The organism is Xanthomonas sp. 60 (assembly GCF_011761925.1).
The window spans coordinates 319298-332886 of the sequence record NZ_JAASQW010000001.1 but is presented as its reverse complement, the minus strand read 5'-3'; the positions used below and the strand labels follow the sequence as shown (position 1 = coordinate 332886).

Sequence of the window (13589 nt, the reverse complement as noted above, 5' to 3'; positions counted from 1 at the left end):
GGGAGCGTGAACCTCAGAGCAGCGGTTGCAGCAGCGGCCAGACATTCGCAAGCACGCGCGGCTGCGCCGCGGCCGTTGGGTGGAGACCGTCGGACTGCATCATCCCCGGCGCCAGCGCAACGCCCTCCAGCAGGAAGGGCAGCAATGGGGCCCCGCTTTCTGCCGCGACCTCGCGATAGACCGTCGCCAGCCGCTGCCGGTAGGCCGCCCCATAGTTGGGTGGCACGTCGATGCCAAGCAGCAGCACCTTCGCCCCACTGGCCTTGCTGGCCTGCACCATCTTCTGCAGGTTGGCGCGGATCTGTGGTGGCGTCAGTCCGCGCAGGGCATCGTTGCCGCCCAGCGCGATCACCACCACGGAGGGTTTCTCGCGGACCAGCAGGCCCGGCAGGCGCGTGGCCGCACCGGCCGTCGTTTCCCCGCTCATGCTGGCGTTGACCACACGCGCCTGCGTGCCCGAACCGGCGCTGAGCCGCTTGCCGAGCAGGTCCACCCAGCCGCTACCGGCCGGGATATTGTGGGCAGCGCTCAGGCTGTCGCCCAGCACCAGCACCGTGGCCGTTTGACCTTTGGCACACGCCAGCAGCGGCACCATCAGCAACCATGCCAGCAGCATCCCCATCGGGCCGAAGCGTCGGCCTTGTCCCGCAACGTGCATTGGAGTCTCCTCATCGACAGTCTGTCCCCCCGCAGCGTGCCCGTCGCCATCGCCGTCGACCAGGTCGGCAAGTCCGTGCAGGGCCCGGAAGGTGAAGTCCACATACTGGACAACATCAGCATGACGGTCCATGAAGGGACCTCGGTCGCCATCGTCGGCGCTTCAGGTTCGGGCAAGACCACCCTGCTCGGCCTGCTGGCCGGGCTCGATGTCCCCAGCCAGGGGCGCATCAGCCTGGCCGGCAGCGATCTGGGCACGCTCGACGAAGAAGCCCGCGCGCAGCTGCGTGCCCGCGAGGTGGGCTTCGTGTTCCAGAGCTTCCACCTCCTGCCCTCCCTGACGGCTGCCGAGAACGTGGCCCTGCCGCTGGAACTGGCCGGTCGTGAAGATCCCGCGCGCGTGGAGCAGGTGCTGGCGGCCGTCGGCCTGGCCCACCGTGCGCGCCACTATCCGCGGCAGCTGTCCGGCGGCGAGCAGCAGCGCGTGGCCCTGGCCCGCGCCTTTGTCACCCGCCCGCGCATTCTCTTCGCTGATGAACCCACCGGCTCGCTGGACCAGGCCACCGGCCAGCAGGTGAGTGATCTGCTGTTCGGCATGAACGCCGACAGTGCGACCACCCTGGTGCTGGTGACCCACGATCTGCGACTGGCGCAGCGCTGCCAGCACATCTTCCAGATCGATGGCGGACGCCTGCAGCCGGTGGTCAGCGGGGCCCACGCATGAACCTGCTGCGCCACGCGCTGCGTTCGCTGCGCCGTGAAGCGCTTGCCGGTGACCTGCTGACGGTGTTCGCCGCGCTGGTGCTTGGCGTAGCGGTGATGACCGCCGTCGGCACGCTGGTGGACCGGGTCAACCTGGCCCTGTCCAACAGCACGGCGGAGATGCTGGGCGGCGATCTCGGCGTGACCGGACGCGAGGCGCCGCCCGCGGCGTTCCGCGAAGAAGCACAGCGTCGTGGGCTGCGCAGCACCGCCATCGCCGCGTTCGGCAGCGTGCTGTTCCATGGCGAGGCCAGCCAGATGGCCACTGTCAAGGCGGTCGAGGCCGGCTACCCGCTGCGCGGGACGCTGCGCGTACGTGCCGGAACCGATGCGGCGCTGGTCGAATCCGCGGCCGCTCCCGCGCCGGGAGACGCCTGGGCCGACCCGCGCCTGCTGCAGGCGCTGGGCCTGCGTATCGGTGACCGGCTGGAGTTCGGCGGCGGGACGCTGCGCATCGCCGGCCGCATCGAATCCGAACCGGACACGTCCACCGACCTGCTCTCACTCTCGCCTACCCTGCTGGTGAACCGGGCCGATGTGGACGGTACCGGGCTGCTCGGGCCCGGCAGCCGGGTGAGCTATCGCCTGATGTTTGCCGGCGATCCCGAGCCCATCGCCGCCTTCCGGCAGTGGCTCGAACCCAGGGCCAAAGGCCTGCGGCTGCCGGGCGTGGGCGATACCCAGCGCGGGGTGCGCCAGGCATTCGAGCTGGCCGGGCGCTTCCTCGGCCTGAGCGCGCTGCTGGCCGTGCTGCTGTCCGGCGTGGCCACCGCCCTGGCGGCGAACCGTTTCGCCCTGAGCCGCATCGACCAGGTTGCGGTGCTGCGGTGCCTGGGCGCGCGCCAGCGCGACATCCTCGGCAGCCTGGCCCTGCAGCTGCTGCTGCTGGCCATCCCGGCGTGCGTGCTCGGCGTGGCGCTCGGCATGGCCACCCAGGCCGGGCTGGTGCAGATCCTTGGCGGCCTGGTCCCGCAGCGCCTGCCGCTGCCGCAGGCTACGCCGGCGCTGGCCGGTGCGGTGATCGGGCTGGTCCTGCTGCTCGGCTTCGGGCTGCCGCCGCTGCTGAGGCTTCGCAACGTGCCACCAATGCGCGTGCTCAACCGCAGTTTCGCCACCCTGCCGCGGACCTCGCTGCTGGTCTACGTGGGCGCGCTGGCGGCCAGCCTGGCCCTGACGGTCAACGTGACCGGCGACCTGAAACTGGCCTTGTACGTGCTCGGTGGCCTGGCCGGGCTCGCCCTGCTGGCCGGTCTGGGCGGTCTGCTGCTCCTGCAGCTGGTGCGCGGCCTGCAGCACCGCCTGCATGGCAACTGGCGGCTGGGCCTGGCCGCCCTCACGCGCCGCCGCCTGCTGGCGGTGATGCAGCTGGTCGGCCTGTCGCTCTCGCTGTGCGCGCTGCTGATGCTGGCCGTGGTCGGACCCGCGCTGCTGCAGCAATGGCGCGACCGGCTGCCGGCCAACACGCCCAACTACTTCCTGATGAACATCCAGCCTGACCAGCAGCAGGCCGTGCTGGCGGCGCTGCGCGCGCAGGGCGCAGACGATGCCGGCGTGGAGCCCTTTGCCACCGGTCGCTTGATCGCCATCAACGGCAAGCCGCCGCTGCGCCGCGATCCTGCGGCGGAAACCGATGGGCAGGGCCCCGACGGCGCCGGAGACGATGGCAACCGACCGGTCAATTTCAGCTGGCGCGCCACGTTCCCGCCGGCCAACCAACTGCTTGAGGGACGCTTCTGGGCAGCCGACAGCAGCGCGGCGGAGGCGTCGGTGGAAGAAGGCTGGGCCCGGCGCTACGGAGCCGGCCTCGGTGATTCGATCACCCTGGAGACCGGCGAGCAGCAGCGCGAGTACACCATCACCAGCATCCGCAAGGCCGAGTGGAACTCGTTCCGGGTGAACTTCTTCCTGCTGCTCAACGCCAATGCGGTCGGCGACACGCCCTACAACCTGATCTCGGCGTTCCATCTGCCGCGGTCGCAGGCCGCTGGCCTGGGGCAGCTGGTACGCGAACTGCCGAACCTGTCGCTGCTGGATGTGGACGGGGTGATCAGCGAGGTGCGACAGGTGATGGAACGGGTGACGCAGGCGATCCAGCTGGTCATGGGCTTCAGCCTGCTCGCCGGCGTGCTGGTGCTGCTCGCAGCGCTGCAGTCCACGGCCGGGGAGCGCCGCTACGACAGCGCGGTGCTGCGCACGCTCGGCGCGACCCGCCGGCAGCTGCGCGGTGCGGTGCTGGTGGAGTTCGGTGCGCTGGGCCTGCTGGCTGCCCTGCTGGCGGTGGGGGCGGCAGCGCTGATCGGTGCAGTGGTCTCACGGCAGGTCTTCGAGCTGGCGATGTCGCCGCCGTGGACCGGCCTGCTTGCCGGCGGCGGCGCCGGCGTGCTGCTGAGCGTGCTGGCCGGCTGGTGGGGCACGCGCCGGATCCTGCGGACGCCGCCGGCGCTGGCCCTGCGCGAGGCCTAGCCAAGGGCGCGGCGCCGCGCATGCACGTTGACCCGCCGCTTACGGGACGGGCGCATAATCGCGCCCTCTCTCCCGGCATGTCCGTCCATGGCCCAGTACCTCTATCCCGTCCTGCTGCTGCTTGGCAGCAACATCTTCATGACGTTCGCTTGGTATGGCCACCTGAAATACAAGAGCGCTCCGCTGATCACGGTGATCCTGATCAGCTGGGGCATCGCCTTCTTCGAGTACTGCCTGCAGGTGCCGGGTAACCGGCTGGGCAGCGCGGTGTATTCCGCGCCGCAGCTCAAAGGCATGCAGGAAGTGATCACGCTGCTGGTCTTCGCCGCGTTCTCGGCGTTCTATCTGGACCAGCCCCTGAAGTGGAACCACTGGGCGGCGTTCGGACTGATCGTGATCGCCGCCCTGCTGATGTTCAAGGAGTGAGCCGGCGGGTCATTGCGCTGGCGCCGGCGCCACGAACTGCGCGAACACCGCATCGATCTGCGCGTCGGTGACCGGCTTTCCGTCCTGCAGGTCCTGCGCCAGAGTGAACAGCGGGATGATCATCGGCATGCCATCCAGCGGCATCCTGAGCTGGACACCGGGGGCCTGGCCGAGCACGGCCTGCCAGCGATGGCGCACCCTGTTCCAGAAGCCGGACGTGGCCGCCCAGTAACGCCGCGCGGGCGTGAAATCCACCTCGGTGGTGCGCACGTAATCATTGAATCCGAACTCGCGCGCGATCTCCTGGCCGCGGCCATCGGCCTGGCGCTGCACCTTGGTGTTGAACTGCTCATGGGTCCAGCCACGCGGGGTGAGCGTGTGCCGGTTGACCACCGCCAGCGCGTTGTAATCCTTGCGCCGGGTGTACTCCCGCCGCGGCAACGGGCGCCAGCCGGTATCACTGGTCCAGGTGGCGGTCTGGTTGTCATACGTCCAGCGCCCCGTACCGCAATAACGCGGCGCATCGCTGACCTCGAACACGCACTGCGTCCACGCGCCACGGGTGACGTCCGCTGGCAGCGCACGCACGCGCCAGGTCTGTTCGCCGGTGAATTCGAATCGGCTGGCGGCCTGGTACACCCAGTCCTGGCGCCAGTGCTTGGTCACGTGGCCGTCCTTGCCCACCAGCAGGTGCTGCAGCACGATCCGCTCCGGCGTGTCTTCCACCACGATGACCACCTCGTCACCGCCACTGCGCTGCGCGGGCGCACGTTCGTAACCCGGCTTCAGCAGTACGGTTTCATCGAATGCGAAGTCGACGCTGTACTCGCCCTGCAGGGCGAGGATGCTCTGGCGGTCACGCGTGGGTGCGGCGGCCTGGGCGTTGGCAGCGGCGCTGCAGAGCAGCAGCAGGGTGGCAGGAAGAGCGTTCATCATGGGGTCCTGGGCGGGAGCGGGAAGGAAGCCGCCGCGCGCTGCGGCAGATCAGGAGCGCAGCAGTGCGGGGACGCGTGGTGCGGCATCGACCTCCGCCGACGGCATCTCGGCGCCTTCGAGCCGCGCGATACGGCGCGCCACCGCCGCGCCAAGGCTGGACAGTGGCGCCAGGCTCGCCGCCAGCCCCTGCCCACCCGCGGATGCGTGCAGGCGCAGCGCGCACACGCGCCAGCGCTGGCCGCGCAGATGCCCGGCCAGGCGCCGCCACAGGCGTTCGCCGACATTGCCTTCCCCCTCGCCCGATGACAGGCCCGGCAGCTCGGCCACAAGCCGGTCCCACGCCAGGAAATCGCTGTCCGGCAGCAGGTACAGCCGCCAGCAGCAGCGGCCGCGGTCATCGGTGAAGCACAGGCTTTCGCGCAGCCCTTCGCTGTCCACGCCCTGGCAGGCATGGACCGCGACGGCCTGGTGCCAGCCCGCCAGCTCGCTGCCGTCTGCGTGGTACAGGCACAGCACCGTGCCCAGTTCCGCCAACCGCGTGGGTGCAGGCGGTACCGGGGCCATCATGGGCGACAGGGGAAAACGCGGGGAACGGCGCGCGGCGGACAGGGCTCGGCTCATGGGATCACCAGCTCACGGCAAGGCTGGCCGACAGCGTCCGGCCAGGATTGGAGAAACGATCCAGCACGGTGCTGTTCGCCGCGAGCGTGCCGACGAGGGCCGAGCTGTCGATGTAGGTGCGATCGGCGAGATTGAACACGCCCACGTTGAACCTCGCGCCCGGCGCGAAGCGCCAGTGCGCCATCAGGTCGAGCACGCCGTAGCCCGCCGTGGGATGGCCGGTGGCGGTGGCGAGGCGGTCCTTGCGGCGAGCGAACGTGCCGGCCAGCTCGATGCCCCAGGCCTCACGGTCGTAGGCCACGCCCAGGGTGCCGCGCAGCGGGTCCACCGAATCCAGGGGTACGTCTTCGGTGCGGTTGTCACCCCGCGACCAGGCCACCGCACTGCGCAGCGACCATCCCGCAAGGGCCGCGCTGAGCTGGCCGACGTCGATGCCGGCCTTGAGCTCGGCGCCCTGGATACGCGCATCGGCGATGTTCTGCGACTGGAACACCATCAGCCCCTGCGCGTTGGTGCCCACCCATCGGCTGGACTCGATGAAATCCTTGTAATCGTTGTAGTACCCGCTCAGGCTCACATACGCCGCCGGCGTGAGGAACCGGATCCCGAGTTCGATGCCGTCGCTGGTTTCCGGCTTCAGGCCGGGATTGGGTATGGCGGTGTAACCGAACATCACGTTGGTGAAACCCAGGTTGACGTCGTTATACGGAGGCGAGCGGAACCCGCGCGCGTAGCCGGCGAACAGCGACCAGTCCGCAGCGAAACGCCAGACCATCCCGAGCTTGGGCGAAACACGGGTTTTCTCCAGCCGCGCCACCGCTACGCCCGGGTTGTCGGTGGCGAAGATGCCATCGAGCTCCGGCTCGAGTTCATACCGGTCCACGCGCAGGCCCGGTACCAGCGAGAGGCGGCCGTCAGCCAGGCGCATCTCGTCCTGGACGTACAGTCCGAACTCGCGGGTCCGGCTGACCGGGAAGTCCCGCACCGGGAACGCATCGGGCAGGATCGTGGTGCTGACCTGGCCGTTGGCGAGCACCTGGTAGCCGTCCCGTTTCTGGCGGATCCCGGTCCAGGTGCCATCGATGCCATAGGTCAGCGCGTGCTCCACCCCGCCCGTCCGCAGCGCCTTTTCAAAGACCGCCTGCAGGCCATGGGCGCGCTGGTCGAAATTGAACGTGCGGTGGCGACGGCTGCGGTTGCTGCGCGCCTCATCGGTGACCTGCGTGGTTTCGCTGTCCTGGCGGTAGACCTGCCAGCGCAGGCTGTTCGCCGCCGCCCACGGCAAGCCCTCCATTTCATGGGCCAGGGACAGGCGCGCACGCGTCTGTGTATCCCGTGCCGTCATGCCGGTGGTGGTGGTGCGATCGACCGACGAGAACACATCGGTATCGGTACGGTCTTCGTTGCCTTCCAGCGTGAGCTTGAAGCGCTGGTCGTCGGAGGGTGCGTACACCAGCTTGGAGAGCACGCTGCGGCCGTCGCGCTGCTGCGGGTTGGCGGCCGTTCGGGTGTTGTCGCGCGTGCGCACCTCGCCCTTGGTCGCGGTTTCCTGCCCCTGCCGGTGATTGATGTTGACCATGCCACTCCAGCGCTCGCCGCCGAACGCGGTGGTCGCGCTGCCGAGCAGCCCGTTCCATTGCCCGTCGTAGCCGAACTTCAGGCCGGCATGGGCGCTGCGATCCGCCTCAAGGTAATCCGCCGGATCCTTGGTGATGAAAGCCACCACGCCGCCCAGCGCGTCCGAGCCGTACAGCGAACTGGCCGGGCCGCGCACGATCTCCACGCGCTTGAGCGTTTCCACGTCGGTGAAATCGCGGTTGGCATTGGAGAACGCACCGATGCTGAAGCTGGTCGGCATGGCGATGCCGTCGGTCTGGATGCGCACGCGGTTGCCATCCAATCCACGGATGCGGAAGCCACCGAGGCCGAAGCGGGTCGCATTGCGCGTCACCGAAACACCTGGCTCGTAGCGCACCAGATCCTCGATGTCATGGACCAGCTGGTCATCCATGCGTTGCCGGTCGATCACATCCACGGTGGCCGCCACATCACTCAGCGCGCGCTCGGTGCGGGTCGCGGTGACCTGCACGCGGTCGAAGGCACGGGCCGCCTCGGGCGCGGGACTGGATTGCGCGCGGGCAGGCGAAGGCAGCGCCAGCCACAGGGCGGCACACAGGAGCGTCGGTCGGGTCATGGAATGCCGTTGTCGGGCGGAGTCAGAGCCCCCGGCGCCCGCCCTGGCCAACAGGGGCCATGGCGGAAAGCCGAGGGGGAGAGAGCAGGCGGTGCGGCCGCTGCAGGAAGCGGCCGCCCGGTTACTTGGTCAGGATCAGCTTGTCGTTGCTCGTATGGCGCAGACGGTAGAAGCGGTCGCCGTGCTGGATCAGGATCTCGCGACGCCCCTTGAGCAGGGCTTCGCTGTCGATCACGTCCTCCGCGGGAATGGCACGGACCGGACGGTCGCGGAGGGTCAGTACGTCGGGACGCAGGAGCACAGGTTGAGCGTTCATGATCGTCGTATCTCGTTGCGAGGGACGATTCAAATGATAACGATTCTCAGTTCGCAATCAACAACCATTCTCAAATAGGTTGATGTAATTGATGATCGATTTTCTTTTATTCATAGCCTTTGCCTATTGGAAGGCCCGAACAGGCGGCTGTACGTAGCCGCCTGTCGTCCCGCGGGCCTCAGCCAAACACGGCCTCGATCTGGTCCCAGGTGCCCTGGTCCACGCGGTCCAGTACGTCCAGCGCACGCAGGTTTTCCAGCAGCTGCGGCACCCGGCTGGCGCCCAAGATCACGCTGGAGACGTTGGGATTGCGCAGGCACCACGCGATGGCCAGCGCCGCCGGTGGCAGGCCGAGCGCATCGGCCAGTGCGGTAAAGCGCTGCACCTGGGCCAGACGCGCCTGCGGCTGGCCGCCAAGTACGAGGTCCTGCAGCCAGCCCATGTCCGGACGCCCGAGGCGGGTGTCTGCTGCAAAGCCCGACGCGTATTTCCCGGTCAGCACGCCCGAGGCCAGCGGCGAGAAGGTGGTCAGGCCCAGCCCCGCCTCTGTGCAGAGGTCCGCATAGTCCTGCTCCACCCGCCCGCGGTGCAGCAGGTTGTATTGCGGCTGCTCCATGGTGGGGCCCTGGAGGTTGTGCCGGTGCGCGACATCCAGGGCTTCGCCGATCTGCGCCGCCGACCACTCCGACGTCCCCCAGTAGAGCACCTTGCCCTGGCGCACGAGCGTATCCATCGCATGCACGGTCTCCGCCACGGGGGTATCCGGATCGGGGCGATGGCAGTAATAAAGATCGAGATAGTCCACCCGCAGGCGCTTGAGCGCAGCGTGGCACGCATCGGTGACGTGCTTGCGCGAAAGGCCGCGCTGGGTCGGGCGGGGATCGGCGGCGCTGCCGAAGAACACCTTGCTCGACACGCAGAACCCGTCGCGCGGCAGACGCAGGTCCGCGATGACATCCCCCATGACCTGCTCGGCGCGCCCGTTGGCATACCCTTCGGCATTATCGAAGAACGTGATGCCGTGGTCCCACGCGGCGGCCACCAGGTTGCGCGCCTCATCACGGGCGATCTGGTCGCCGAAGGTGACCCACGCCCCGAAGGACAGCGCCGAAAGGTTCAGCCCGGAGCGTCCAAGGCGGCGGTAATGCATGCGGTTCTCCTGTGGCCAGCCCGTCCTGCGGGCCCGATCGTGGGCCATTCTACCTGCGCACCTGCGGTGCTGCCGCAGGCGCCGGGCATGCGGTTGAAGGCGGTTTACCGGCCGATCGCCTCGTGCTGCGTGCTTTTCCTTGCCCCCGCCCCGGCCCTGCTCTAGGCTTCCCGTTTTTGCGCGGTGCCGTCTGGCGCCATTCAGGGATTCGACATGGTCGATGGTTTGGGCAGGATCGGCTTCGGCCTGTTTGGTTTGGCGGTGCTCATCGGCATCACCTGGCTGTTCTCCAACAACAAGCGTGCAGTGGACTGGAAGCTGGTGATCACCGGCATCGTGCTGCAGATCGCTTTCGCGGCGGTGGTGCTGCTGGTTCCGGGCGGACGCGATGTCTTCGATGCGCTGGGCCACGGCTTCGTGCGCGTGCTGAGCTTCGTCAACGAGGGCTCGGGCTTCATCTTCGGCTCGCTGATGAACGTGGACAGCTACGGCTTCATCTTCGCGTTCCAGGTGCTGCCCACCATCATCTTCTTCTCGGCGCTGATGGGCGTGCTGTACCACCTCAACGTCATGCAGGCCATCGTGCGCGTGATGGCGGCGGCGATCACCAAGGTCATGCGGGTGTCCGGGGCGGAAACCACCAGTGTCTGCGCGAGCGTGTTCATCGGTCAGACCGAGGCACCGCTGACCGTGCGTCCCTACATCGCACGCATGACCCAGTCCGAACTGCTGACGATGATGATCGGCGGCATGGCCCATATCGCCGGCGGCGTGCTGGCGGCCTACGTCGGCATGCTCGGTGGCGGCGATCCGGAGGCCCAGGCGTTCTATGCCAAGCACCTGCTGGCGGCAAGCATCATGGCCGCACCGGCGACGCTGGTCGTGGCCAAGCTGCTGATCCCGGAAACCGGCACCCCGCTGACCCGCGGCACCGTCAAGATGGAGGTGGAAAAGACCTCCAGCAACATCATCGACGCCGCTGCCGGCGGTGCGGCTGACGGCCTGAAACTGGCACTGAACATCGGCGCGATGCTGCTGGCCTTCATCGCCCTGATCGCGCTGATCAACGCCCCGCTCACCTGGCTGGGCGAAGTGACCGGCCTGGCCGCGCTGCTCGGTGCCCCGACCAACATGTCGACGATCTTCGGTTACCTGCTGGCGCCGATCGCCTGGGTGATCGGCACGCCGTGGGCCGATGCCACCACGGTGGGCTCGCTGATCGGCCAGAAAGTGGTGATCAACGAGTTCGTGGCCTACTCCCAGCTGTCCAACATCATCAACGGCCAGGTACCGGGCGTTTCACTGTCCGAAGAAGGCCGCCTGATCGCCACCTACGCGCTGTGCGGCTTCGCCAACTTCAGCTCGATCGCCATCCAGATCGGCGGCATCGGCGGGCTGGCCCCCGAGCGTCGCCACGATCTGGCGAAATTCGGCCTGCGCGCCGTGCTCGGCGGCACCATCGCGACCTTCATGACCGCTACCATTGCGGGTGTGCTGACCCATTTCAGCTGATGGCCCGGCCGATGCCTCCGGCCACCCCACGCATCACCACGGAACAGTTTTCTCTATGAGCAGCAATGTCGTCGTCGTCGGTTCCTTCAATGTCGATCATGTGTGGCGGTGTGAAACCCTGCCGGCACCGGGCGCGACCATTGCCGGCCGCTACAGCACCGGCCCGGGTGGCAAAGGCTTCAACCAGGCCGTGGCGGCGCGCCGCGCGGGCGCCGACACCACCTTCCTGTGCGCGCTGGGCGCGGATGCAGGCGGTGCCATGGCGCGTGATCTTGCCGCGCAGGACCACTTCACGCTCATCGCCGAGGCGAGCGCCGAACCGACCGGCACCGGCGGCATCTACGTGGATGCGCGCGGGCGCAACACGATCGTGATCGGCCCGGGCGCGAACGCGGCGCTCAGCACGTCCTTCATGCGGCAGCAGCAGGCGCTGCTGGCCGGTGCCAAGGTCGTGCTGGCGCAGCTGGAATCACCGGTGGAAACCATCGAGGCGGTGCTGGCCGCCGCACGCGAGGCCGGCGTCACCACGGTACTCAATGCGGCCCCGGCGGATGCGCCTTCCAGCATCGCGCTGCTGAAGCTGGCCGACGTGATCACGCCGAACGAAACCGAATTCGCCGCACTGCTCAACCGCCACGTGGGCGAGCGGATCGACCCGGATGATGTCGCGGCGCTGGACGGTGCGAGCCTGCATGCGCTGTGCCGCAAGCTGGTCGGCAACGGGACGGTGGTGGTGACGCTGGGTGCGGTGGGCGTATTCGTTTCGCACGATGAAGATGCGCTGCGCGGCGACACCCAGCCGTACTACCGGGTGGGTGCCGAACAGGTGCAGGCGATCGATACCACCGGCGCCGGTGATGCCTTCAACGGTGCGCTGGTGGCTTCGCTGGCGCAGGCCGGTGACGCCCCGTTCGCGCGCCACGTGCGTTTCGCCAACCAGTTCGCCGGCCGCTCCACGGAAAAGGAAGGCGCCGCAGGGGCGATGCCGCACTTCACTCCGGCCGACCAGGCCCCCTGATCGGTCCAACAGCGGGGGCGGCGCCCCCGCTCCCCTGCTTCAAGCAACAGCGCAGAGCGCAGGCTCCGCGCTGTTCTGCGTCTGGGGGGGGGCGCAGTGGGCCGGCGGGGACGGCAACCGCCGCACCTGCGTGCCTCGTCTCGCGCCATCCCTGGCGCCCGACGCCAGCGTGCCGCAGGACGGCCGGATGCGCTTGCTTTTGCTTTGCTGGGCTTTTGCTTTTCTCCCTTTCCAAACGCGGCGGGCACGCGCGCTGACTGTCGAAGGCCGGGTGGAGGGGCTGATGGGGGCGTGTCGCGCCAGGGATGGCGCGACGCGAGGCCCGCAGGAGCGGCTTTTGCCGTCCCCCATCAGCGCCCTCCACCCGGCCCATCTCCCGCCAACCGATGCCCACCGGTGTCCACCGGTGTCCACCGCGAGGGGCCTCGCCGTTCGCCGCCGTCAAGCGTCCCGCCAGCATCTACTGATGCCCATGCAGCATGAGCCGCACGGACTGCCCCACCCGCCCCCGCACTACAATGACACCCATGCAGATCGGCCCCTATTCCATTGCCCCCAATGTCGTGCTGGCACCCATGGCCGGTGTCACCGACAAACCGTTCCGGCTGCTGTGCAAGCGCCTGGGCGCCGGGCTGGCCGCCTCGGAAATGACGATTTCCGACCCGCGTTTCTGGACGACCCGCAAATCCATCCATCGCATGGACCATGACGGCGAACCGGCGCCCATCAGCGTGCAGATCGCCGGCACCGAGCCCCGGCAGCTGGCCGAGGCCGCCCGCTACAACGTCGACCATGGCGCGCAGATCATCGACATCAACATGGGCTGTCCCGCCAAGAAAGTCTGCAACGCCTGGGCCGGCTCGGCGCTGATGCGCGACGAAGCCCTGGTCGCCCGCATCCTGCAGGCCGTCACCGGTGCCGTGCCGGTGCCGGTGACGCTGAAGATCCGCACCGGCTGGGACGGCGACCATCGCAACGGGCCGGTCATCGCGCGCATTGCCGAAGACTGCGGCATCGCCGCACTGGCCGTGCACGGCCGCACCCGCGACCAGCACTACACCGGCCAGGCCGAGTACGCCACCATCGGTGAGATCAAGGCCGCGCTGCGCATTCCCGTGATCGCCAATGGCGACATCGACTCACCGCGCAAGGCCGCCCAGGTGCTGGCGCAGACCGGCGTGGATGCAGTGATGATCGGCCGCGCCGCGCAGGGCCGACCCTGGATCTTCCGCGAGGTCGCGCATTTCCTGGCCACCGGGGAGGACCTGCCGCCGCCGGCGCTCACCGAGGTGCGCGACATCCTGATCGGCCATCTGCACGCCTTGCATGCCTTCTACGGCGAGGTGCAGGGCGTGCGCATCGCCCGCAAGCACCTGGGCTGGTATGCCCGGGACCGCCCGGAAAACGCGGCGTTCCGGGCCGTGGTCAACCGCGCCGAAGACCCCGCCAGCCAGATCGCGCTGACGGCCGACTACTTTGCCCGCCTCATCGATGAAGCGCCCGCCGAGCCCCGCTCGCTGCTCCCTGCCTGACA

12 protein-coding genes are annotated in these 13589 nt (G+C 68.6%); 6 read left to right on the top strand and 6 right to left on the bottom strand.

What is annotated here, in order from left to right; translation table 11 throughout:
• Positions 1 to 13 precede the first annotated feature (13 nt).
• Positions 14 to 658, bottom strand: coding sequence for an arylesterase (locus FHY09_RS01450; protein WP_456362674.1), 645 nt, complete (start codon positions 656 to 658; stop codon positions 14 to 16).
• 75 nt (positions 659 to 733) lie between these two features.
• On the opposite strand from FHY09_RS01450, the gene FHY09_RS01445 reads away from it, so the two are divergent.
• The 3 genes from FHY09_RS01445 (at position 734) to FHY09_RS01435 (ending at position 4308) form a co-directional block, all read left to right on the top strand.
• On the top strand, positions 734 to 1381 hold the full coding sequence (locus tag FHY09_RS01445; RefSeq protein ID WP_166924330.1) for an ATP-binding cassette domain-containing protein: 648 nt from the start codon (positions 734 to 736) through the stop codon (positions 1379 to 1381).
• Complete coding sequence (locus FHY09_RS01440) at positions 1378 to 3882, top strand: FtsX-like permease family protein (protein WP_166923452.1); 2505 nt, start codon at positions 1378 to 1380, stop codon at positions 3880 to 3882. Before FHY09_RS01445 ends, FHY09_RS01440 begins: the two co-directional genes overlap by 4 nt.
• Before the next feature lie 87 nt (positions 3883 to 3969).
• Complete coding sequence (locus tag FHY09_RS01435; protein ID WP_166923450.1) at positions 3970 to 4308, top strand: DMT family protein; 339 nt, start codon at positions 3970 to 3972, stop codon at positions 4306 to 4308.
• Between the two features lie 9 nt (positions 4309 to 4317).
• On the opposite strand, the gene FHY09_RS01430 is transcribed toward FHY09_RS01435, so the two are convergent.
• From FHY09_RS01430 to FHY09_RS01410, 5 genes are all read right to left on the bottom strand, one after another.
• Positions 4318 to 5244 carry a DUF6607 family protein gene (locus tag FHY09_RS01430; RefSeq protein WP_166923448.1) on the bottom strand — a complete coding sequence of 309 codons (927 nt, stop codon included), beginning with the start codon at positions 5242 to 5244 and terminating at the stop codon, positions 4318 to 4320.
• A 48-nt stretch (positions 5245 to 5292) separates the two neighbouring features.
• A complete protein-coding gene (locus FHY09_RS01425; RefSeq protein ID WP_166923446.1) occupies positions 5293 to 5865 on the bottom strand; it encodes a ChuX/HutX family heme-like substrate-binding protein in 573 nt (190 codons plus the stop codon).
• Positions 5866 to 5869: 4 nt separating this feature from the next.
• Positions 5870 to 8059, bottom strand: a complete 2190-nt coding sequence (locus FHY09_RS01420; RefSeq protein ID WP_166923445.1) for a TonB-dependent hemoglobin/transferrin/lactoferrin family receptor — start codon at positions 8057 to 8059, stop codon at positions 5870 to 5872.
• Between the two features lie 121 nt (positions 8060 to 8180).
• Positions 8181 to 8375, bottom strand: a complete 195-nt coding sequence (hemP, locus tag FHY09_RS01415) for a hemin uptake protein HemP (protein WP_166923443.1) — start codon at positions 8373 to 8375, stop codon at positions 8181 to 8183.
• 178 nt (positions 8376 to 8553) lie between these two features.
• Positions 8554 to 9525 carry an aldo/keto reductase gene (locus FHY09_RS01410; protein WP_166923441.1) on the bottom strand — a complete coding sequence of 324 codons (972 nt, stop codon included), beginning with the start codon at positions 9523 to 9525 and terminating at the stop codon, positions 8554 to 8556.
• A gap of 213 nt (positions 9526 to 9738) precedes the next feature.
• Between FHY09_RS01410 and FHY09_RS01405 the strand changes: the two genes are divergently transcribed.
• From FHY09_RS01405 to dusB, 3 genes are all read left to right on the top strand, one after another.
• Positions 9739 to 11037 carry a nucleoside transporter C-terminal domain-containing protein gene (locus FHY09_RS01405; protein WP_166923439.1) on the top strand — a complete coding sequence of 433 codons (1299 nt, stop codon included), beginning with the start codon at positions 9739 to 9741 and terminating at the stop codon, positions 11035 to 11037.
• A gap of 55 nt (positions 11038 to 11092) precedes the next feature.
• Entirely contained in the window at positions 11093 to 12055 is a 963-nt protein-coding gene (locus FHY09_RS01400) for a ribokinase (RefSeq protein ID WP_166923437.1), read from the top strand.
• Between the two features lie 527 nt (positions 12056 to 12582).
• Positions 12583 to 13587 carry a tRNA dihydrouridine synthase DusB gene (gene dusB / locus FHY09_RS01395; protein WP_166923435.1) on the top strand — a complete coding sequence of 335 codons (1005 nt, stop codon included), beginning with the start codon at positions 12583 to 12585 and terminating at the stop codon, positions 13585 to 13587.
• Positions 13588 to 13589 lie beyond the last annotated feature (2 nt).

Bases quoted from the DNA above. Each gene is read 5' to 3' on its own strand.
- hemP (WP_166923443.1), bottom strand. From the start codon at position 8,375: ATGAACGCTCAACCTGTGCTCCTGCGTCCCGACGTACTGACCCTCCGC.
- FHY09_RS01430 (WP_166923448.1), bottom strand. From the start codon at position 5,244: ATGATGAACGCTCTTCCTGCCACCCTGCTGCTGCTCTGCAGCGCCGCT.
- FHY09_RS01425 (WP_166923446.1), bottom strand. From the start codon at position 5,865: ATGAGCCGAGCCCTGTCCGCCGCGCGCCGTTCCCCGCGTTTTCCCCTG.
- FHY09_RS01435 (WP_166923450.1), top strand. From the start codon at position 3,970: ATGGCCCAGTACCTCTATCCCGTCCTGCTGCTGCTTGGCAGCAACATC.
- FHY09_RS01450 (WP_456362674.1), bottom strand. From the start codon at position 658: ATGCACGTTGCGGGACAAGGCCGACGCTTCGGCCCGATGGGGATGCTG.
- FHY09_RS01400 (WP_166923437.1), top strand. From the start codon at position 11,093: ATGAGCAGCAATGTCGTCGTCGTCGGTTCCTTCAATGTCGATCATGTG.
- FHY09_RS01420 (WP_166923445.1), bottom strand. From the start codon at position 8,059: ATGACCCGACCGACGCTCCTGTGTGCCGCCCTGTGGCTGGCGCTGCCT.
- FHY09_RS01440 (WP_166923452.1), top strand. From the start codon at position 1,378: ATGAACCTGCTGCGCCACGCGCTGCGTTCGCTGCGCCGTGAAGCGCTT.
- FHY09_RS01410 (WP_166923441.1), bottom strand. From the start codon at position 9,525: ATGCATTACCGCCGCCTTGGACGCTCCGGGCTGAACCTTTCGGCGCTG.
- dusB (WP_166923435.1), top strand. From the start codon at position 12,583: ATGCAGATCGGCCCCTATTCCATTGCCCCCAATGTCGTGCTGGCACCC.
- FHY09_RS01405 (WP_166923439.1), top strand. From the start codon at position 9,739: ATGGTCGATGGTTTGGGCAGGATCGGCTTCGGCCTGTTTGGTTTGGCG.